At 66.3% G+C, this 21,299-nt stretch carries 19 protein-coding genes; 11 read left to right on the top strand and 8 right to left on the bottom strand.

The window, feature by feature from the left end; all coding sequences use genetic code 11:
* Positions 1-32: 32 nt before the first annotated feature.
* From hflX to B841_RS07835, 3 genes are read left to right on the top strand one after another with little or no spacing between them, the layout of a single operon-like run.
* Positions 33-1,607, top strand: coding sequence for a GTPase HflX (gene hflX / locus B841_RS07845; RefSeq protein ID WP_020934952.1), 1,575 nt, complete (start codon positions 33-35; stop codon positions 1,605-1,607).
* A gap of 46 nt (positions 1,608-1,653) precedes the next feature.
* Entirely contained in the window at positions 1,654-2,946 is a 1,293-nt protein-coding gene (locus tag B841_RS07840; protein WP_020934951.1) for a uracil-xanthine permease family protein, read from the top strand.
* 14 nt (positions 2,947-2,960) lie between these two features.
* Complete coding sequence (locus B841_RS07835; protein WP_020934950.1) at positions 2,961-3,434, top strand: hypothetical protein; 474 nt, start codon at positions 2,961-2,963, stop codon at positions 3,432-3,434.
* 3 nt (positions 3,435-3,437) lie between these two features.
* Here the strand turns inward: B841_RS07835 and B841_RS07830 are convergent, their stop codons facing one another.
* The 4 genes from B841_RS07830 to lexA form a co-directional block, all read right to left on the bottom strand.
* Complete coding sequence (locus tag B841_RS07830; RefSeq protein ID WP_020934949.1) at positions 3,438-3,710, bottom strand: HPr family phosphocarrier protein; 273 nt, start codon at positions 3,708-3,710, stop codon at positions 3,438-3,440.
* A gap of 97 nt (positions 3,711-3,807) precedes the next feature.
* Positions 3,808-4,818, bottom strand: coding sequence for a 1-phosphofructokinase family hexose kinase (locus tag B841_RS07825; RefSeq protein ID WP_020934948.1), 1,011 nt, complete (start codon positions 4,816-4,818; stop codon positions 3,808-3,810).
* 179 nt (positions 4,819-4,997) lie between these two features.
* Entirely contained in the window at positions 4,998-5,777 is a 780-nt protein-coding gene (locus B841_RS07820; protein WP_020934947.1) for a DeoR/GlpR family DNA-binding transcription regulator, read from the bottom strand.
* A 167-nt stretch (positions 5,778-5,944) separates the two neighbouring features.
* Positions 5,945-6,667 carry a transcriptional repressor LexA gene (gene lexA / locus B841_RS07815; protein ID WP_020934946.1) on the bottom strand — a complete coding sequence of 241 codons (723 nt, stop codon included), beginning with the start codon at positions 6,665-6,667 and terminating at the stop codon, positions 5,945-5,947.
* A 667-nt stretch (positions 6,668-7,334) separates the two neighbouring features.
* On the opposite strand from lexA, the gene nrdR reads away from it, so the two are divergent.
* Positions 7,335-7,790 (top strand): transcriptional regulator NrdR, encoded by a 456-nt coding sequence (gene nrdR / locus B841_RS07810; protein WP_020934945.1) that lies wholly within the window; start codon positions 7,335-7,337, stop codon positions 7,788-7,790.
* A gap of 37 nt (positions 7,791-7,827) precedes the next feature.
* Here the strand turns inward: nrdR and hrpA are convergent, their stop codons facing one another.
* Positions 7,828-11,733 (bottom strand): ATP-dependent RNA helicase HrpA, encoded by a 3,906-nt coding sequence (gene hrpA, locus B841_RS07805; RefSeq protein WP_041631831.1) that lies wholly within the window; start codon positions 11,731-11,733, stop codon positions 7,828-7,830.
* Between the two features lie 135 nt (positions 11,734-11,868).
* Between hrpA and B841_RS07800 the strand changes: the two genes are divergently transcribed.
* Positions 11,869-13,026, top strand: a complete 1,158-nt coding sequence (locus tag B841_RS07800) for an ICP22 family protein (RefSeq protein WP_020934943.1) — start codon at positions 11,869-11,871, stop codon at positions 13,024-13,026.
* A gap of 137 nt (positions 13,027-13,163) precedes the next feature.
* Here the strand turns inward: B841_RS07800 and B841_RS07795 are convergent, their stop codons facing one another.
* Complete coding sequence (locus tag B841_RS07795; RefSeq protein WP_041631830.1) at positions 13,164-14,141, bottom strand: hydrogen peroxide-inducible genes activator; 978 nt, start codon at positions 14,139-14,141, stop codon at positions 13,164-13,166.
* Positions 14,142-14,430: 289 nt separating this feature from the next.
* Here B841_RS07795 and B841_RS07790 point away from each other — a divergent pair, with 289 nt between their 5' ends.
* The 3 genes from B841_RS07790 (at position 14,431) to B841_RS07780 (ending at position 16,445) form a co-directional block, all read left to right on the top strand.
* Positions 14,431-14,751, top strand: coding sequence for a PadR family transcriptional regulator (locus tag B841_RS07790; protein ID WP_020934941.1), 321 nt, complete (start codon positions 14,431-14,433; stop codon positions 14,749-14,751).
* 6 nt (positions 14,752-14,757) lie between these two features.
* Entirely contained in the window at positions 14,758-15,471 is a 714-nt protein-coding gene (locus B841_RS07785; RefSeq protein ID WP_020934940.1) for a hypothetical protein, read from the top strand.
* 95 nt (positions 15,472-15,566) lie between these two features.
* Complete coding sequence (locus B841_RS07780) at positions 15,567-16,445, top strand: sulfurtransferase (protein ID WP_020934939.1); 879 nt, start codon at positions 15,567-15,569, stop codon at positions 16,443-16,445.
* A 94-nt stretch (positions 16,446-16,539) separates the two neighbouring features.
* Here B841_RS07780 and B841_RS07775 read toward each other — a convergent pair whose 3' ends face one another.
* Positions 16,540-17,343 carry a metal-dependent hydrolase gene (locus B841_RS07775; protein ID WP_041631829.1) on the bottom strand — a complete coding sequence of 268 codons (804 nt, stop codon included), beginning with the start codon at positions 17,341-17,343 and terminating at the stop codon, positions 16,540-16,542.
* Positions 17,344-17,508: 165 nt separating this feature from the next.
* On the opposite strand from B841_RS07775, the gene B841_RS13375 reads away from it, so the two are divergent.
* The 3 genes from B841_RS13375 to B841_RS07760 all read left to right on the top strand — a co-directional run bounded on the left by B841_RS13375 (position 17,509) and on the right by B841_RS07760 (position 19,882).
* Positions 17,509-18,360 carry a hypothetical protein gene (locus tag B841_RS13375; RefSeq protein WP_020934937.1) on the top strand — a complete coding sequence of 284 codons (852 nt, stop codon included), beginning with the start codon at positions 17,509-17,511 and terminating at the stop codon, positions 18,358-18,360.
* Positions 18,361-18,689: 329 nt separating this feature from the next.
* Positions 18,690-19,001, top strand: a complete 312-nt coding sequence (locus B841_RS13370) for an SdpI family protein (RefSeq protein ID WP_020934936.1) — start codon at positions 18,690-18,692, stop codon at positions 18,999-19,001.
* A 251-nt stretch (positions 19,002-19,252) separates the two neighbouring features.
* Positions 19,253-19,882 carry a HEAT repeat domain-containing protein gene (locus tag B841_RS07760; RefSeq protein WP_020934935.1) on the top strand — a complete coding sequence of 210 codons (630 nt, stop codon included), beginning with the start codon at positions 19,253-19,255 and terminating at the stop codon, positions 19,880-19,882.
* Here the strand turns inward: B841_RS07760 and B841_RS07755 are convergent, their stop codons facing one another.
* A complete protein-coding gene (locus B841_RS07755; RefSeq protein WP_020934934.1) occupies positions 19,883-21,217 on the bottom strand; it encodes a D-serine ammonia-lyase in 1,335 nt (444 codons plus the stop codon). It abuts the gene before it with no gap.
* Positions 21,218-21,299: the final 82 nt, after the last annotated feature.

Here is a 21,299-nt window from a genome sequence, read left to right as displayed (position 1 = left end):
AAAGTCCATGGTCAATGGAACAATGGAAGCTAATGACGAAACGCGACAAAAATGACGAACTGCTGGCCCGCGCCTTCCGCGACAATACCCCGCAACCCGAGGAGCAGGAGGACCCGGGCGTCGACTTGAGCGACCTGACCTCCCCGCATCAGCCGGCCACGCCGACGACGGGTGAATTAGACCTGTCCGAACGCGACAGCTTCCGCCGCGCCACCCGGCAGACCACGATCCGCACCGAGGACGCCGCCGACGTCACCGAGGTCGAGTACCGCAAGCTGCGCCTGGAACAAGTCGTGCTGGTCGGCGTCTGGTCCACCGGCACCACCGCCGAAGTCGACGCCTCCATGAACGAACTCGCCGCCCTGGCCGAAACCGCCGGCGCCGAGGTCGTCGAAATGCTCTACCAAAAGCGCGACAAACCCGACCCCGGCACCTACATCGGCTCCGGCAAGGTCGACCAGCTTCGCGACGTCATCGACGCCACCGGCGCCGACACCGTCATCGCCGACGGCGAACTCTCGCCCGGCCAGCTCGTCGCCCTAGAGGACCGGCTCAACGCCAAGGTCATCGACCGCACCATGCTGATCCTGGACATCTTCGCCCAGCACGCGAAATCCAAGGAAGGTAAAGCGCAGGTCTCCCTCGCCCAGATGGAATACCTGTACAACCGCGTCCGTGGCTGGGGCGGCAACCTCTCCCGCCAGGCCGGCGGCCGCGCCGGCTCCAACGGCGGCGTGGGACTGCGCGGACCCGGTGAAACAAAAATCGAGTCCGACCGCCGCCGCCTGCGCACCGAAATGGCCAAACTGCGCAAGGAACTGACGGGCATGAAAACCGCCCGCGAAATCAAGCGCTCCCAACGACGCTCCTCCGTCGTGCCGCAGATCGCCATCGCCGGCTACACCAACGCCGGCAAATCCTCTCTCATCAACGCCATCACCGGGGCAGGCGTCCTAGTCGAAGACGCCCTCTTCGCCACCCTGGACCCCACCACCCGGCGCGCGCAGCTGGCCGACGGCCGCGCCGTCGTGTTCACCGACACCGTCGGATTCGTCCGCCACCTGCCGACGCAGCTGGTCGAAGCCTTCAAGTCGACCCTGGAGGAAGTTCTCGGCGCCGACCTCATCCTGCACGTCGTCGACGGGTCCGACCCGTTCCCGCTCAAGCAGATCGAGGCCGTGAACAAGGTCATCTACGACATCGTGCGGGAAACCGGCGAGGAGATGCCGGCGGAGATGATCGTGATCAACAAGATCGACCAGGCTGACCCGCTGGTGCTCGCCGAGCTGCGGCACGTGCTGGGACACGAAGACGTGGTCTTCCTTTCCGCCAAGACCGGCGAGGGCGTCGACGAACTGACCTCCCGGATCGAACTCTTCTTGAACTCCCGGGACGCGCACGTCCAGCTCGCCCTCCCGTTCACTCGCGGCGACCTCGTCTCCTACGTCCACGAGGTGGGCACCGTTTTGGAGGAGGAGTACTCGGGGGAGGGCACGCTCATCGACGTCCGCCTGCCGCGCCGGGTGGCGGAGGAGTTGGCGGAGTTCATCGTCTCCGGCGACGACGTCGAGGACGAGGTGGGGGAGCCGGAGGCGAAGCGGGCGTAGCGTTTCGTTTCGCCATCGGGCCGAGGGTGGAGGATAATCGGGGCTCGTGACCAATACCTTCGGCTGGGCCGTCCACGGCGACGGCAAGACAATTACCCCGGGCGCCGTCGTCGCCCCCGACGAGCGGCTGAGTTGGGGGCGAACCATCGGCATCGGCATGCAGCATGTCGTGGCCATGTTCGGCGCAACGCTGCTGGTGCCGACTCTGACGGGATTCCCGGTCAACACCACGTTGTTGTTCTCGGGTCTGGGCACGATTATTTTCCTGCTGCTCACCCGCAACCGTTTGCCCTCTTATCTGGGCTCGTCCTTCGCGTTCATCGCACCGCTGACTGCGAGCCAGGCCAGCGGCATGGCCGCCCAGTTGGGCGGTGTGCTGATCACCGGCCTGGCCCTGATTGTTGTGGGGGTGGTCGTGCATCTGGCCGGCCGCCGTTTCATTGACGCGGTCATGCCGCCGGCGGTGACGGGGGCGATCGTCGCGCTGATCGGATTCAACCTGGCGCCGACCGCGACCGCGAACGTGGAGGCGCAGCCGCTGGTCGCCGCGGTGACGTTGGTGGGCATTCTGGCGTGCACGGTCATGGGCCGTGGGATGATCTCGCGGTTGGCGATTTTGATCGGCGTGGCCGTCGGCTGGATCTTCGCCGCGGTGACCGGCAACCTCGCCGAGGACGCGGGCCAGACCATCGCCGAGGCGGCGTGGGTGGGGCTGCCGACGTTCACTGCCCCTGAGTTTCAGTTGCCCGCGATCCTGGTTACGCTGCCGGTGTTGATCGTCTTGGTCGCTGAGAACGTCGGCCACGTCAAGGCCGTCAGCGAGATGACCGGACGCAACTTGGACGACTTGTCCGGCCGGGCGCTGATCGGTGATGGCATGGCCACTGCCTTGGCCGGTTCTTTCGGCGGTTCGGGAACGACCACTTACGCGGAGAACATCGGCGTCATGGCCGCTACGCGAGTCTATTCGACGGCCGCCTATTGGGTGGCGGGCGCCTTTGCCATCGTGCTGGCCTTTGTGCCGAAGTTCGGCGCGTTGATCTTCACCATCCCCACCGGGGTGCTCGGCGGGGCGACGATCATGCTTTACGGCATGATCGGTTTGCTCGGCGTGCGGATCTGGATGGACAACAAGGTCGATTTCACTCACCCGGTCAACCTTTCCGCGGCGGCGGTGGCGCTGATCGCGGGCATCGGCAACCTGACGTTGACGGTGTTCGGGGTGCCCCTGGAAGGCATCGCGTGGGGTTCGATCGGCATTTTGCTCGGCTACCCGGCGATGATGCTGCTGTTTAACCGGGTCGGGGAGGGCCGCTACTTCACAATTCATAAAAAATAACTATCATTAGGGGCATGGATAATATTGCACAACGATTTGTTCCTGCCCATGCCGCCCTCGTCAACCGCCGCACCATCGACGTCGCGGAGATGCAGGGTTACTTCGACCGGGTCTTCTCGGACGCCACGGAGGCGCTGCGCTCGGCCAAGGTCCGCCCCGTCGGTCCCGCCCGCTGCTATTACTTCACCGCCCCCGGCGACGCCGTCGACTTGGCCGGCGGTTACCCGGTGCGCATGGACACCGTCAACATCTTGGGCGACGCCCTCGGCGACAACAACCCCTTCAAGGTCGTGCGCCACGGCGACCTGCGCACCGCGCATCTGCGTTTCCGGGGCAACGCCCACGGGCTGTCCCGTGCCTGGGAGAAGCTCTCTCAGTTCGTCCGTGACTCGGAGCACGACTTCGGGGAGATCGCCTGGGAGGACTACACCAGCCTGTCCTCCGACGACGACACGATGACCGTCGACCTGCACTGGGCCCTGAAGTAGCACTCAGCCCTGCGAAGCGTCGAGATCGCTGGCGATCAGTTCGGCGATCACCGTCACGGCGCGTTGATTCGGCGACTCCACCCGGATCCGGTCTCCGCGCTGCGCCCCGAGGGCCATGATCATCAGCGCCGAGGACGCGTCCGCGGGCTCGGTGTCCTCGCCGACCAGCGTGAGAGAGACCTCGTCGTGGAACCTCCCGGCGGCGTCTGCGATCAACGCCGCCGGGCGGGCATGCAGCCCCACCGCAGTTTGCACGGTCACGATGGATGAAGCCATGACGAGACGTCTCCCCTCTGATCGTTTCTGTTTCTCCCGGCAACCGCCGGGGCCGTCACGCCCCGATCCTAGGCGTCTAGCGCGCAGGAGGGGCGGGTCACGAGGAAAAAGCTTGCTGCGGTGACCGGTCGGACGTCGGGGGATCCGGGAACCGGTCCACGTGCACCACGGCGGAATTGACCTGACTCGGGGTCGGCATCGTCGTTCCCGGCAGTCCCGTCGCCGCTGTGCCGTAGGCGACGGCCCCGGCCAAACGTGTCTTGGGGCCGTCCCCGTCACACCAGCCCATCAGGTAACCGGCCAAAAACGCGTCGCCGGCGCCGACCGTGGAACGCACCGCGACCTTCGGGGCCCGCCCCCGCCAGACGCCGTCCGCATTGACCAGGACGGCGCCCGCGGCGCCGAGGGTGACCAGGACTTCCGCCACGCCGCGCCGATGGACGTCGAGGGCGGCCTGCACCGTGGGGGAGTAGTCGCCGGCCAGCGCGGCCTGCTCGAATTCCCCGCGTGGAGCACCCACCAACTGGCCGAGCTCATCGCCGTTCGGGGCGATGAGTCTGGGTGCGGCGAGGTCGAAATGCTCTCCGAGCGCTTCGATCGCCGCTTCAGAGGTGTCGACGGCGATGGGTAGCCACGGGCACCGGGCAGAGACCACCGTGATGATCTCGCTGTACAGATCCGCCGGCGTCCCCTGCGGCAGGGAACCCGCCATGACCAGGTACTGGGCCCGGTCGGCATGCTCGAGGATCTTGTCCGTCAACGCCCGCCGCGCCCGCGGGGACAGCGATGCGCCGGGGCCGTTGAGCTTGGTGGTGACCCCGCCCGGCTCCTCGACGGTGGTGTTGATGCGCACGCCTTCGGGCACGTCGATGTAGTCGAAGGGGATGCCCGCCTCGTCGGCGAGGGCGAGGAAAGGGTCGGTGCGCCGGGCGGGGAACAACGCCAGGCTATCGCGCCCCGCCAGGCGCACGGCCTGGGTGACGTTGACTCCTTTGCCTCCGGCCACGCGGGCGACCGCCCGCGGGCGTTGAACTTCTCCCCGCTCCAGGGGGCCGGACAGCACCAGCGTGGTGTCCAGGCTCGGGTTAGGAGTCACAGTTAAAATCACTCGGCCGACATCTCCTTGGTCGATGACGCATGTGCCCTGCCCGGGGTCAGGCAGGCGTTGCGCACTTCCCGTGGGGTGCGTGCGGGTCGCCGCAGACGGCAGGCGGCGACGGTAATGTCGCTTAATTTTTGCCCGATCGTGTCCGAATGTCAATGAGCCGGGAGCAGCTGTGCCCGGGATCAGTCGGCGATGACGACCTCAATTTCGCGTTCCCGCAGGGACTCCACGAAGGTTTCCGGGGCGGCTTTATCGGTGATGACCACGTCCACCTGGTCGAGGCTGGCGAAGCTGACCAGGTAGTCGTTGCCCAGTTTGGTGGCGTCGCACAGCACCACGACTTTATGCGCGTTGGTGACCATCGCGGATTTCACCGCCGCCTCCTGGGAGTCAGCGGTGGACAGTCCGTGGTCCAGGGTCAAGGCGTTGGTGCCCATGAAAGCGACGTCGGCGCGCATGAGGGCGAGCGTGCGCAGGGCGGTGTCTCCGACGACGGCCTGGGTGATCGCGCGGACCTGTCCTCCGAGCAGCTGGACCTCACCCAGACCTGCTTTGGACAGGTTCAGCGCAATGGGCAGGGAGTTGGTCACGATCGACCACTGCGCAGCGGTGGGGTTTTCGCTGACCAGATCCGCCAGGGCCGTGGTGGTGGTGCCCGCATCCAGGAAGATGCCGCCGCCGGCCGCCGGCAGGAAGCGCGCGGCCGCGTCCGCGATGGCCTGCTTGGCGGACGGTGCGGAACGGAACCGGGCGTCGAGGGTGAACTCGGCCGTCTGGAAGCTCTGGCTGGCCACGGCGCCGCCGTGCACGCGGTGGACGACCCCCTCGCGGTCGAGGACCGCCAGGTCGCGGCGGATGGTTTCTGCGGTGACGTTGAACTTCGCCGAGAGCTCGGTGACGTTGACGCGCCCTTCGACGGCGGTCAGGGAGGCGATTTGTCGGCGGCGTTCCTCTGCGTACATGCACCATGTCCTTCACGAGTTGCTGGGTCCGGCCCCGAGGGGTGTCCTTGAGGGCCGGAGCGACAGCGGCGGGTCAATGACAGTATGATTCCAGAGATCGCTCACCCGTCGGTGCACCGTCCCCCGTATGAGGGGGCAGGGTCACAGTCGCCTGCGGAAATCGTCGCTCACAGTTTACGCATCAGGGAGACGACCTTGCCCATGATCTGGGACTGATCCCCCTTGATGGGGGAGAAGGTCTCATTGTGCGGCAGCAGCCACACCCCGGTGGCGTCTTTGTGGAACTCCTTGACCGTGGCTTCCCCGTCGAGCATGGCGGCCACGAAATCGCCCTGCTCCGCGACCGGCTGAGAGCGCACGACCACCCAGTCGCCGTCGAGGATGCCCGCATCCTGCATGGATTCGCCGACCACCTGCAGCATGAACAGCTCGCCGTCGCCGACGAGTTCGGCGGGCATGGGATAGTACTCGTCGATGTTCTGCTCGGCGAGGATCGGCGAGCCGGCGGCGATGCGCCCGACCACCGGGACGTAGGTCGGGGCAGGGCCGGCGTCCGGGCTCTGCGGGGCGGGGTCCTTGTCGTCCTTCTGCTTCGGGGCGGTGTCCGTCAAGTGTCGGATGTCGACGGCGCGCGGCTTGTTCGGGTCCCGGCGCAAAAATCCCTTCTTCTCCAGCTCCTTGAGCTGGTAGGCGACCGAGGAGGTGGACTGCAGTCCGGCGGCGTCGCCGATTTCCCGGATGCTCGGCGGGTAGCCGCGCAGCACGATGGCGTCACGGATGACCTCCAGGATGCGACGCTGGCGGGCGGAGAGGGTGTCGACGTCGAGTTTTTTCTTGGCGGAGGATGCCGCGGCGGGGTCGGGCGTCGCGGCGGATTTCTTTGCGGCCATCGTGGGCCTCCTTTGAATCCGGGGCTAAAAGGTCGTTGCCCTTGTGTCTACCACGTCTTTGCACGAATGTTCGACTCTTTGCCCGTACATGTGGACAAAGTTTCGAAAGCCTGTTAGAAATCGAACATGTACGCGACATCGAACAGGCGATCGAACTCGGGCCTCGGCGGTGTCGGACACGCCTTGTACGTTAACGCCACACGCGACCCCAAGGACGGCGCCCCATGATATTTCCGCTTCTGCCACGCCACCGGCCTGGACCGACTTTCTCCCCCTCGTTCCACGTCGTTCCCGCAGCGTCCGTATGGGAACCCCCGTCCCCACCGCCCGGGCAGGCCCCGGCACCGCGGGTGCGCACACTGCGGGCGGCGCAGCCCTCGACGCCCGGCACGGCGCCCTGCCCGCCAGTGCGGACGGGGCATGCGGATCGGGCGACCGCCCGACGGGAGGCCGGTCGAACATACCTTCTGGGAGCGGTGCTGGGTTTTTCGGTGGTGTTGGGCACCGTCTACGCCGTGAACGGAGAAACTCCGAGCATTCCGCCGCCTCCCGCAGAGTCCGTCAGCGCCGTTGTGGCGAAATAGGCGGCGCGTGCGAAAAAGAGAAAAAGACCGGGGCTAGACTGATAAGCCCACAACATTTCAGCGTCCGACGGGAGCCGATCACCGTGCATTGCCCCTTTTGCCACCACGAGCATTCCCGCGTCATTGATTCCCGCGTCATCGAGGCGGGCACGGCGACGCGACGTCGCCGAGAGTGCACGCACTGCCAGGGGCGTTTCACCACGCTGGAAAAAGCGGTGCTCCTGGTCGTCAAGCGCAACGGCGTGACGGAGCCGTTCAGCAGGGAAAAGCTCATTCGCGGCGTGCGCCGGGCGTGCCAGGGGCGCGAAGTCTCCGACGACGCGTTGAAGAAGCTGGCCCAGCAGGTCGAGGAGACCGTGCGCGGACAGGGCAGCTCGCAGATCAACGCCAACGACATCGGGTTGGCGGTGCTGGAGCCGTTGCGCGAACTCGACGAGGTCGCCTATTTACGTTTCGCGTCCGTCTACAAGTCCTTCGAGTCGGCGGAGGACTTCGAGGCGGAGATCCGCCTGATGCGCCGCCGCGCGCGGGAGGACTGACTCTTCCGCGCCTGACCCTGCCCGCCCAGCCTCGGCGTCAGAGCTTGGCGATGGCCTTTTCGATCCGCCGCGCGGAGACCGGGTGGGCGGTGCCCAGCCGCTGGGCGAAGAGGCTGACCCGAAATTCCTGGATCATCCAGCCGATGTCGCGCACCGCCTTCGACTTCGCGCGGGCCTCGGGCAGCTGCTTCAACCGCGCCCGTAAGACGCTCTTGACCGCCCCGACCTCATCTTGCCGGTCCGCGTCCTTGTCCGGATCCAGGCCCATTTCCTCCAGCCGGATCTGCATCGCGCTTAAGTAGCGCGGCAGATGCCGCAGGTGCCCTATCCCGTGGGTCGTCACGGCGTTTTTGGGCAGCATGAACTCCAGTTGGGCGAGCATGTCGTCGATCGCCGGCCCGCTCCACTGCGCCAATTCGTCCTTGACTTTCGACAGCAGCACCAGCCCGGGGGCCAGGCCGACCACGGCGCGACGGACTTCACCGGGCACCTCCGGGGCGACTTTCGACTTCAGTGCGTCGAATTCCTCCGGGGCACGCACCGGCCCGCCGTGAGCGATCATCACGTCGCGGATGGCGGCGATACGCGCGTCTTCGACCAAGCCGTCGGCACCGCCGTGCGGGTAGTTGTCCACGGCGACTTTTTGCTGCAGCGGCAACCCCTTGGTCATTTGTTTGGCGTTGACGGTGATCTCGCGCATCAGCAGCGTCAAGGTGGCGGTCATCATGGAGGCGTCGGCGGCGGCCTTCGTGGGCCACACCTTGACTTCCACGCCGTCGGCGGTGGCCGACAACGCCGGGTAGGCGGCGACGGTGTGGCCGTCGACCGTGGTGCTGACCTCCTCCGGGACCTCGCCCAGATTCTCGGGCGTCCAGTTCTTGACGGCCGTGGCCTCCGCTTTGCGCCCGACCTTGCTCACCGAAGAGCGGATCTGCCCGGCCTGGCGTTGCTTGAGGGCGGCCAGATCCTTGTCGGAGTCGACGACTTTGCCGCGCTTGTCGATCGCCGCGTACGTCATCCGCAGGTGGGCGGGCAGCTTGTCGACGGCGAAGTCGCCGACGTTGATGCCGCTGCCGCCGAGTTGGCGCAGCGCGTCGGCCAACTGTTCCGTGATGGGGGAGTCGAAGGGGTGAAGCAGGGGCAGGGCGCGTTCGGCGAAGTTCGGGGCCGGCACCACAGACCGGCGGATGGCCTTGGGCAGCGAGCGGATCAGCTCGGTGACCAATTCTTCGCGCAGCCCGGGCACCAGCCAGTCGAAGCCTTCGTCGTCGATGCCGGCAAGCAGCGGGATCGGCACGTTGACGGTCACGCCGTCCTGGGGGTGGCCGGGTTCGAAGCGGTAGGTCAGATCGAAGGTCAAGGATCCGGTGCGCCAGGTGTCGGGGAAGGCTTCGCCGGTGACCTGGGTGGCGTCTTCGGCCAGCAGCGCCTCCGGGTCGAAGTCGAGCAGCTGCGGGTTGCGGGCCTTTTCTTTCTTCCACCAGGAATCGAAGTGCCGGGCGGTGGTCACGGTGGCGGGCAGCTTGTCGTCGTAGAAGTCGAAGAGAGTGTCCTCGTCGACGACCAGCCCGCGGCGGCGCGCCTTTTCCTCCAGTTCGCCTACTTCCTCCAGGCGGGCGACGTTGCGCTTGTAGAACTCGTGGTGGGTGTTCCAGTCGCCTTCGATCAGGGCGTGGCGGATGAACATGTCGCGGGCGGCCTCCGGGTCCACCCGGTGGTAGGGCACCAGCCGGTCGGCGACGACGGTGACGCCGTAGACCGTGGATTTTTGGTGCGCCATCGCGGCGGCCCGCTTACGCGACCACACCGGGTCGCTGTAAGTGTGCTTGAGCAGCGACCCCGCGACTTCTTCGACCCAGGCGGGCTCGATGGCGGCGACGTCGCGCGCCCACAGCCGGGAGGTCTCCACCAGTTCGGCGGCCATGAGGAACTCCGGCGGCTTCTTCGCCAGCGCGGAACCGGGGAAGACGAGAAAGCGGGTGCCGCGGGCGCCCTTGAATTCCTTGGAGTTGCCGTCCCGGGCGCCGATATTGGACAACAGGCCCGTCAGCATCGACTTGTGGATGCCGGTGGCGTCGCGTGCGCCCACGACCTTGTCCTTCGACGACCAGCCCAGCTGGCGGGAGACCCCGCGCAGCTGGCGCACCAGGTCGTACCACTCGCGGATGCGCATGTAGTGCAGGTATTCACCCTTCATGCGTTTGCGAAACGCGTTGCCGGACAGATCGTCGCGGGAGTCGTTGATGTAGTCCCACAGTTTCAGGGTGCTCAAAAAATCCGAGGTGGCGTCCTTGAACCGAGCGTGCGCCTGATCCGCCTGCGCCTGCTTCTCCAGGGGGCGCTCGCGCACGTCCTGGATGGTCATGGCGGCCACCAGCGCAGTGACGTCGTCGAGCACGCCCAGGCGGTTTCCCGCCACCAGCATGCGCGCCATCCGCGGGTCCACCGGCAGGCGGGAGAGGTCCCGGCCGATCGCGGTCAACACCGGCGCGCCGTCGCGCTCCTGGTTCGGTTCGATCGCGCCGAGTTCGTGCAACAGGGCCAGACCGTCGCGCACCGCGCGTTGTTCCGGCGGCTGCACGAACGGGAACTCCTCGATGTCGCCGAGCCGCAGCGAAATCATCTGCAGGATCACGCTGGCCAGGTTGGTGCGCAGAATTTCCGGGTCGGTAAACTCCGGCCGCGACTCGAAGTCTTCTTCCGAGTACAGGCGGATGGCCACGCCGTCGGCCACACGCCCGGAACGGCCCGAGCGCTGGTTCGCGCTGGCCTGGGAAATCGGCTCGATCGGGAGGCGTTGCACTTTCGTGCGCGTCGAGTAGCGCGAGATACGTGCCGTGCCGGTGTCCACCACGTAGTGGATGCCCGGCACCGTCAACGAGGTCTCCGCGATATTGGTCGCCAGCACGATGCGCCGACCCGAATGCGGGCTGAACACCCGGTGCTGTTCCTGGTTGGACAACCGGCCGAACAGCGGGGTGACCTCCACCCCGCGCCAGCGCCGGCCCTCGATGGCCTCCATGGCGTCGCGGATGTCGCGCTCGCCGGGGAAGAAGCACAGGATGTCGCCCGAGCCCTCGGCCATGAGTTCCTCGATGGCGTCGCACAGCCCGTCCAGCGGGTCGACGTCGATGAGTTTGCCGTCGACCTCCGCCTCCAGCGGCCGATAGCGGATCTCCACGGGGTAGGTGCGTCCGGAGACCTCGATGATGGGGGCGGGGGAGCCGTCGGCGGCGGCGAAGTGCTCCGCGAAACGCTCCGGGTCAATCGTCGCCGAAGTGATGATCACCTTCAGGTCCGGGCGCCTCGGCAGCAGCCGCTTGAGGTAGCCCAGCAAAAAGTCGATGTTCAGGCTGCGCTCGTGCGCCTCGTCGATGATGATCGTGTCGTAGGCGTTGAGGAAGCGGTCGCGCTGCATCTCCGCGAGCAGGATGCCGTCCGTCATCAGCTTCACGGCCGTCGACGGCGACACCCGGTCGTCGAAACGGATCGCGTAGCCGACGGTCTCGCCGATCTTCTGGCCCAGCTCCTCCGAGATCCGCTCCGCGACCGTGCGCGCCGCCAGCCGGCGGGGCTGCGTGTGCCCGATCAGCCCGCGCCGGCCCCGGCCCAGGTCCAGGCAGATCTTCGGGATCTGCGTCGTCTTTCCCGAACCGGTCTCACCTGCGACGATGACCACCTGGTTGTTGTCGATGGCCTCGGCGATGTCGTCGCGGCGGTCACTGACCGGCAGTTGCTCCGGGTAGGTGATCGAAGGAATCGCCTCCGCCACGCGCGTCACCCGCCGCGCGGCGGCGGTGATCTCGGCGCCGATCTCGCTCAACGCCTTGGGGGCACGCGCTTTACGCAGCCGCCGGCGGAAATTCCGTTCGTCGGCGAGCGTCACACCGTCAAGGGCCGCGTACAGGTCGTCGCGGGTGGGCACTGCATCGGAAGTAGTCATAGTCGTCTAGGCATGTTACCCGCCCAACCAGCGAGGAAGCCACCGTCAACGCCGCCTCCGTCGGAGACCGTGTGCAGCGAGGCGCGGTGGCCTGCCGTAATCTGGGCGGCGACCTAGGCGAAAGGGTGTTTCCTCATGAGCACACCATCTCACGGCGGGCCGGACGACCCGCACGACCCTGACGGGCACCGCCCCGACAGCGACAACACCGGCGACGGTAACGGAGCCGATCCGCAGCCCCCGGAATACCCGGACGGCTACCCCGACTATCTGTCCTACCCGCCGACGCCGCACCCCGAGGATCGCGGCGGCCACCCGCAGGATCCCGCGCGCGGCTACGGCGGTTACGACGAATCCGGCGGTTACACCCAGCCCGGCGCCTTCGGTCAGGACCCGGCCGCGCCCCAGGGCTACGGCGGCTACGGCGGTTACGCCGGGTACGGCGGGTACGGCGGATACCAGGACCCCTACGGTCAGTCCGGGTACGGCGCAGGACCCGGCGCCCCGGAACAAGGCACCGGCAAGATCGACGTGCTGCGCGCCGTCGGCTGGGGATTCCAGACCACCTTCCGCAACTGGAAGGTGTGGGTCATGGTCATCCTCGTGTTCCTGGCCCTCGCATTAGTGGGCGCGGGCGTGTACTTCGCCGTGGTGATGGCCCAGGTCGCCGCCATCGAAGCCGGCGAACCCATCGCCGGCGGCGGGGCGGGCACGGTGATCTTCGCGGTGGTCGTCACGATTGTCAGCCTGGCGGTGTGGCTGTGCCTGATCCGGGGCGCGCTGCACCAGATCGACACCCCGCAGATGGGGTGGCGGCACTTCTTCCGCGACGTCAACGTCTTTCCCGTCATCCTGCAGCAGCTGCTGGTCGGCGTGGTGCTGTCCGCGGTCATGCTGCTGCCCATGCTGCCGATGATGCTCTCGCTTGCCTCGGTGGAACAGCAGCCCGTTTCCGACGAAGAAGCGATCACGGCCATCGTCTTACCCCTGCTCGGCGGCATACTGGGCACGCTGCTGCTGGCCGTGCTGATCACCCCGTTCACCATGTTCATGCCTTATTACCTCGTGGAGCGCCGGGAGAAGTTCTTCGGCTCCATCGCAGAAGGCGTCAAGGCCGCCGGACGTAACTACGGCCGCCTGGTGCTCTACCAGGTGGTGGTCGCGCTGGTCAGCGGTGTGCTGTCGATGTTTACGTTGGGAGTGGGCTCCCTCCTGCTGACCCCGATACTCATCCTGGTCACCGCGCACATGTACCGCCAGGCCGCCGGCGGGCAGGTACCCGCGCAGGTCTAAGAGCAGCCAGCGGGAAGAGTCGGAAGCACAGACGCCCCGCCCAGGCACACGACCGGAAGCATTCCGGGACGGTGCTCGGGCGGGGCGTACGTCGTCGTTGGGGGCGCGGGCGGTGGGGATGCGGGCGCGCCGGGAAGTTAGGCGGCGTAGTCCGGGGCGAGGGTGGCGCGCTGGCGGGTGGCCTCCGGCAGGGACGCGGTGAAGGATTCCGCGATGATGGCGCCGAGCTTCTTGAATTCCTCGGCGCGTGAGGACGAGGAGCGGAACACCATGCCGACTTCGCGTTGGGCATTGACGCCCTCGGCGAAGTAGGACACCGACAGCCCTGGGCGGGAGCATTCCGCCTCGAGGGCGGAGATCGGCACCAGCGTGCCGCCGAGGCCGGCGACCACGAGCTGGATGACGGTGGTCAGCGACGCGGCGCGGGTGACGGTGTTGGCCGCCTCCGAGGGGTTGACCGAGGCGCGGCGGCACAGGTCGAGGACCTGGTCGCGCAGGCAGTGCCCGTCGTCGAGCAGCAGCAGGTCGATTTGGTGGAGTTCCTCGAGGGTGAGGTCGTCGCGTCCGCCGAGGGGGTGGCCTTCGGGGAGGACGACGACGAATTCCTCGCGGTAGAGGGGGACTTCGATCAGGCCGGAGGCCTCGGAGGGGAGCGCGATGACGCCGGCGTCGATTTGGCCGTCGCGCAGCTGCTGCAGCAGGTGCTTGGTCTGCTCCTCGACGATGCGCGGTTCCAGCTCCGGGTAGTTGTCCTTGAAGCCGGTGAGGACGCCGGTCAGCAGGTAGGGGGCGACGGTGGGGATCAGGCCCAAGGTCAGGGGGCCGGAAAGGGTGCCGTTGGCTCCGCGCGAGTGGGCGAGGAAAGTGTCGGCGGCTTCCAGGGTGGCCTTGGCGTAGGGCAGCAGCTCCTCACCGACGGGGGTGACGATGACTTTGCGGGTGGAGCGCTCGATCAGTTGGACGCCGAGCCCGTTCTCTAGGGCGACGAGGGCCTGGGAGAGGGAGGGCTGGGAAATGGACAGCTTGTTGGCTGCGGTGCCGAAGTGCTTGTTCTCGGCGATGGTCACAAACGTCCGCATCTGCGCGAGCGTGGGCCGGTATTCCTTAGTGCTCATACGTTTAAACTATATACCAGTCGATAGGCATTCCATACATTCGCCCTGATATGAATTCATGGTTTGCCTATTGTTGCAGGTGTGTGGCCTGGATTCCGGCACTGGCGGGGATGGTCCGCAATGATCGGCCCCTGGGCCGATAGGTTCCCTACACCGTAGTCCCTAGTGGAGCAGGAAATCCATTCCGCGACAAGTGTTGCCGAGATGGAGGGTGGCAGGGGCTTTACCTGAAAGTGCGCACCAGCTACTATGTAATACATAGTAGCTGGTAAAGAAAGGGAGGTTGACGATGGCCGAATCTCAGATGCGCAAAGGCGTGCTCGAACTGATGGTGCTCGCGGTCTTGGACCGTCATCCCTCCTACGGCGGCGCGCTGCGCGACACCCTGGCCCGCGCCGACGGGATGGAACTGTCCACCGGCACGCTGTACCCGCTGCTGTCCCGCCTGCGCACCAGCGGCGTGCTGGCCACCCACTGGGAGGAATCCCCGGTCGGCCCGCCCCGCAAGATCTACAGCCTCACCGACGTGGGCAGAACCCGCCTGGCCGGCTTGCGCGATGACTGGCACACCCTGTCGCAGGCCGTCACCGACATCCTGGAAGGACACTGATCCCCAATGAACACCCGACCTGACGACTCCGGCACCCACGACGACGGCATCCGGCGCATCTTCGGCGTCCCCGTTTCCCTGCCCGGGCTGGCCGACGCCCGCGCCCATCTGCGCGGCTTCGAACCGGAAAACCCCGACCTGTTCGTGCCTCGAACCTTCGGCGCCGGCTGGAACCTCAACGTCGGCGCCGTCGCCGTGAAGCTCGGCCTCATCCGCCCCGACGACTCGCTGCCCGATCTCGCCGAGCACATCCCGCCCGGGGTCGCCGGCGCCCTACGCGTCGCGCCGATCGTTGGCGGAGCAGTGGTGGCGGCCGCCGGGGTGCGCGCCGCGCTGACCCACAAACGACTGCCATCCAACTGGGGGATCACCTTCAAGCCCACCCGCTGGTCGAGCGGGCCCGCCGCCATGGCCGCGCCCGTGCTCATTTCCGCTGGCGCTGGGGCGTGGGCGGAGTTCTCCGCGCGTCAGGGGAGCGAGGGGGTGGAGGTCGACGCCACCGCCGCCGCCCAGGCCCTCAGCATGCAGGCCATGTCGCTGTTGCTGATCACCGCCGCCACCCGGCGCGCCGATGACCCACAATCCTCCCGGTTGTGGCCGGCGGCTGGGATCGTCGCCGCGCCCGTGGTGACCACCGGAGTGCTCGTGGCCACGGTGCGCAGCGCCCTGCGCCAGCTCGACGGGAGTCTGCGGGGGGCGCGCACCGACAAGAACGGATGACGTCGATGATTGTCAGCGCCGCATGACACGACGTCTGCCAGTAGGCCCGAATCTAAACCCGGCTTCTCACAGGCGTCGTTCCTACGGTGGGAAACATGACCGACGCACAATTCGAACATCCGCTGCTCCTCGACGCCGCCACCTTCCGCGACCACCTCGGCCACGACGACGTCGTTGTCCTGGACGCCACCACCTTCCTGGATCAGCCGGAAGGTGACGGTTATTACACCGTCAACTCCGGTCGCACCGCCTACGAAGCCGAGCACATCCCTGGCGCCGTCCACGCCGACCTGCACTTGGACCTGGCTGATCAGGACTCCGAACACGCCTTCACCGTGCTCGACTCCGCGACCTTCGCCGAACGCATCGGTGCCCTCGGCGTCACCAATGACTCCCATGTGCTCATTTACGACCAAGGCCAGATGATGTGGGCCACCCGCCTGTGGTGGAATCTGCGGCTGGAAGGACACGACCGCATCTCCATCCTCGACGGCGGGCTGCCCGCCTGGAAAGCCGCCGGCCTTCCGCTGGCCGCCGACGTCGAGGCCAACGAACCGGCCACCTTCACCCCGCACCGCCGCGACGCACTCCTCGCAGACGTTGACCTGGTCAAAGACTCCATCGTCAACGACGACGTCCTGCTGATCAATTCCCTTGACCTGCCCACCTACACCGGTGAGCGCAAGACGTATGAGCGCGCCGGGCATATCCCGTCCTCTGTCAACGTTCCGTTCCACGATCTGCTCACCGATGAGGGCAAAGCTGCCCCGCCGGAGCAGGTGCGCGGGCAGTACGAGGCGGTGGGCGCTCTGGACGAGGGAAAAACGCCGATCACATACTGTGGCGGAGGCATCGCCGCCACCCTGGAGGCCTTCCAGTTGGCACGCTTGGGCCGGGACGACGTCGCCGTTTATGACGGCTCGATGACCGAGTGGGCGGCGGATCACTCGCTGCCGCTGGAGGCCGTCGACTAAGCATGGCCCCGGACCTCGGCGGCGGGGGCCGGAAAGCGACAAAGCCGCACCCTGCAGATGGGCGCGGCTCTTGTCATGGGGAAGCGGTGGGAGCTCAGGGGGCGAAGCTAGCCAGCACGGGGCTGTCCAGTGCGATGGTCGTGCCGGTGACCACGACGTAGAGCTGCACCAGGGTCACGATCGTGAACGCAGAGAGCAGCACCTTGTCCATCGGGCCGGCGGCCGCGATCCGCAGCGGCCTGGGTACACCCAGGTTGCGCCACCGCTGTCGACCCAGCGGCAGTGGGGCGAGCAGCGGGATGCCGCGTTTGGTGATGAAGTCTCCCGCCAGGTGGGTGAGCACGCCGACCGTCACGGCTGAGCCCATGACGAGGCCGGAGCCGGAGTTCGGGGCCCACTCCCAGGCCGCCCACGCCACCAGTGCGGACACGCCGGTGACCACCAGCCAGTCCGCTTTTTTCGACCATTCGGGCAACAGTCCGCGTATCGCCAGGCCCAGGAAGAAGAACAGCAGTCCCACGGCCGCGCCCCTCTCGAAGGACGAGGACATCAAAAACGCGGCCGCGGCGCCGGTCAGCAGCGCGAACCAGAGGGTGTGGGTCGCGGTGCGATGCCCGTTGCGGCAATACGAGTCCTTCGATCCTCGGGTGAGGTTGACGAAGGTCTGGCATGAATTTTCCACCATGTGCGACAGGCCCTTCGACAACGGGCCGAAGGACCGCGAGACCGTCGCCTGCGGGGAATCCAGATCCGGTAGGAGGGCGGCGCCCGCGGCGATGCCGGCGTACATCAACGCGTCCGGGATGGTGGTGACTCCGCCCCACTCGGCGGGCAATGCCTGTGCCACCACTAAGCCGACGGCGGCCCCGCTCATTGCGTGGGTGGGCCCCATTACCATGCCTATCGTCCCTTCGCTCGGTGAAAGTTCTCCGGACTGACTGTAGCGCGTATCCCTGACACGCTTGTTCGAATGGTCGAACTAAAGAACGTACCAACCCCCGTAGTCACCGAAGATCGTCGAAAGTTCAGGCTATGGGCCCTGCGCACGGCTAATCTTGACACCATGAGCCCGGACCAGTCGAGAACCTCCCCGCCCGCGTCAGCACGCAATCGCACCGGCCTGCTGTGGTCGATCGCCGCCGTGCTGGCGGTCTTGATCGTCGGGCTCGTCATCGCCATCATCGCCTTGCAGACCTCGGGCAACTCAGACGTCACCCAGGCGGACGACCTCACCGAGACACACGTCGCCGAAGAGACCGTCGTCGTCACCGACACCACCGCCGCCGACCCCACCGAACCAGGGGAGAGCACCCCGCCCGCCGCGACCACCTCCACAACCCAGGGGGAAACGCGAGACGACGCCACCGAGGTCCGCCGCATCTCCCCGGTCACCGACGACTGGCTGCCCCGCGACGGCTGGACCGTCACCAACACCACCGAGATGATGCAGGGCGACTGCTACCCCTCACCGGTGGCGCTCGACGACGGCATCTACCGCTGCGGCCCCAGTGCAATGTCTGCCAACGCCTGCTTCCACAACCCCGACAGCGGCGTCTTTTACTGCCCGTTCAACCCTTTCACCCCGGAGTTCCGCGCCTATTACTTCGCCGGCGAGATCACCCACACCCCCGTCATCGACGACCCCATGCCCTGGGGACTAGAACTTGACGACGCCCGCCAGTGCACCGCCCGCCAAGGCGGTGCCTGGGGCTGGCGCGCCGACGACTACGTGGGCGCCTACAGCTGCGGCGGCGGCAGCGACGAAGTCATCCTCGCCCTGCCGGGAGAACCCGTCGTCGACGACAGCGATGACAAGTGGGCCGTGCTCATGGGGGAGATGGGCCAAGGCGAAGACTTTCCCGCCCCGCAACCCGTGGGCGTCGCCGTCGCCTACTACGCCGGTTGGCAAGACTAACCCCGGTTTTCTGGGTTATCCACCCAACATCTGATCGCTGCAGTGCTGCGTCCACCCGGGTGATCGCGGAAAGACTGTGTGCCCTGTTCAGCGAGGAAGCTACATTGCGAAGTCTCGCAGAAGGAATCCAAGTGACATTTCTAGAAGGAAGTGGACGGTAGGTAGAATTCACGCTGGGCGGGGCGGTTCACCGGCCGTAGTTATGAAGACGGGACACCTGATTAATACCCGTATCCACCCTTCCATCGTTATAGCGGCGTTCCTCTCACTGAAACACCTCACCGTGGGGGCATTATGGAGCAAAACTGATCCTTAAGAAGGAGCGATGCATGGACCCGTACCATCTCATTTCGGGCGGCACTTTGATCTTGGCAGGCGTCTTTATCGCATGGATGGCCTACGCAGCACGAAACGGCTCGCTTCAACCTAACTCATGGATAGGCATCAGAACCCCTGAGCTCATGGCCTCAGAAGAGAAGTGGAGGGCTGGGCACAAAGCTGCCTCCGCGACCTTGTTCGTCAGTGCCGCAGGCACCATCGTGACGGGTGTGATTTCCCTTTTCGTTTCTTTTGATGCGGTCGCCATCGTTTGCGATGGTCGGAATTGCTTGGCTGCTGGTGTTTTTGTTCCGGGGTGCTAGCCAAGCCAGCAAAGCTGCCAAGGCCGTATAAAGGGGACATCGTCGCGGCGCACTGAGTTTTCATTACGACGTTCTGCTTAGTCGCTGCTGGGGGTAGAGATCAGCTCCATAAAAGCCTTCCTCAGTGCGGGGACGATCGTCTTAGATCGCGCAACGCTGATATAGGAAAAGCGGCCCACGCAGGAATACGAGAATGAAACGTTACCCGTGACATTCGGTGTTGAATAAGAGGTTCAGAAAGAGAAACCCGCATGACTACTCTCATCCGTGCGCTGTCCGCGCCCAACGCCTCCATCCGGCTGCGCGCCGCCATGGTAGCCGGCACCGCACCTGACAGCGCCCATATCGGCCCGCTCGTCGACAAGCTCGGAACAGAGCCCGACTTCTTCGTCCGCGACATGCTCACCTGGGCACTCATCCGTCACCACAAGGAAGATACGCTCACGGCGCTGCTGCCACAGTTGTGTTCCGACAACCCTCAAGCACGCAGCCAGACGCTGCACACCCTGTCGAAGATCGGGGACCACGCGGCCTATGCGTCGATAAGCACAGACCTCCTGCACGATGCGGATAACGACGTCGCCCGCACCGCCTGGCGTGCAGCCACCGGCCTCGTCCCGGAAGGGAAAGAACAGGCCCTGGCAGAAGAACTCGTCATAGAACTCGGCGCCCGCGATGAAGAAACCCGACGCAGCCTCAGCCGCGCCTTAACGGAACTGGGGGAGAGCGCACGCCCACTGCTCGAACGCGCCCACCTGAACGAAGAGGCACAGACGCACGCCCAGGTCACCCTCGCCCTGCTTGATGACCCGGGCCTCGGCTTCACCCACGCCATGGAACAGGCACGGCGCCACCACAACACCAGCGAACTCCCCGAATAGCTAACGCAGCGCCACACCCTGCGCCAGGTACCCCGCCATCTCCTCCTCCGGCACCATCGACCCGCCCGTCACCCACGCCATATGCACACACTCCGCCAGCGCGCCGGGAGCAAGCCCCAACCACCCCAGATACCCCTCGTCCTCAGCCAGGCGCGCTGGGCCGACCAGTCCGGCGGCGGCGGAAGGCTCGATGCGGATGCCCTCCGTCTCGTCGAGGAGGCTGATCAAGCGGTAGAGGTTGTCGTCGTCGACGGTGAGGAAGCCGTCGAGAAGTTTCTCCATCCGCCTACCCACAAACCTAGACGGCCGCCCCACGGCCAGACCGTCGGCGGCGGTGACATTGTCGATGCCGAAGCCTTGGACGCTGACCTGATCGTGCAGACCGGTGTGCACGCCGAGGAGCATGGCCGGGGAATGGGTCGGCTCGACGAAGACGCACCGCACCGCGTCGCCGAGGACGGCCTTCAGGCCGAAGGCCACCCCGCCAGGTCCGCCGCCGACCCCGCACGGCAGATAGACGAACAGGGGCCGCTCGACGGTGGGGCGAATGTCGTGGGCCATGAGTTGGCCCGCGAAACGTAGTCCGGCGACGGCGTAGCCCAAAAACAGCGTCACCGAGTTTTCGTCGTCGACGAAGTGGGTCATCGGATCGCCGTCCGCTTCCGCCCGCCCCTGAGCGACGGCGACGGAGTAGTCAGATTCGTATTCGACGACGTTGACGCCATGGCTGCGCAGCCGATCCTTCTTCCACTGCCGGGCGTCGGCGGACATGTGCACCGACGCCTGGAAGCCCAGGGTGGCGCTCATGATCCCGATGGACAGGCCCAGGTTGCCGGTGGAGCCGACGGCGATCTTGTGCTGTGAGAACAGCTCACGCGCCGCGGGGGAGTTCAGCGCGCGGTAGTCGCTGTCGAGGGTGATCAAGCCGGCGTCGAGGGCGATTTTCTCGGCGTGGGCGAGCACCTCGTAGATGCCGCCGCGGGCCTTGATCGACCCGGAGATCGGCAGGTGCGAATCCAGCTTCGCCCACAGCTGGCCGGGCTGGTTCAGGGCGGACTGCAGGTTCGGTAGGCCTACCAGGGGAGATTCAATGATCCCGTAGGTCTTCGCGGCGTCGGGGAAGACCTCGGCCAGGTACGGGGCGAAGCGCTGGAGACGGTCGGCGGCGTCGCGGACGTCTGCCTCGTCCAGGCCGACGGCTGCGAGGCCTTCTGCGGCCGGGGTCGCGGTGGCCGCCGGATTGAACCAGGACAGCTCCTTCAAGCTCTGCAGATCCTTGATCAGCGGGAACTGTTCGGTGACGGCGACGATATCGACAGGATCGTGAGTGGTCATGCTGCGATTTCTACCAGACAGGACACCCCGTCAGCGCACACCGTTGCGTTGACGGGGCGGTGAAGAACGAGCAGGAGAGGGC

It is taken from the genome of Corynebacterium maris DSM 45190 (assembly GCF_000442645.1).
Lineage (GTDB): Bacteria > Actinomycetota > Actinomycetes > Mycobacteriales > Mycobacteriaceae > Corynebacterium > Corynebacterium maris.
This window is presented reverse-complemented; position numbering and strand designations above follow the sequence as displayed.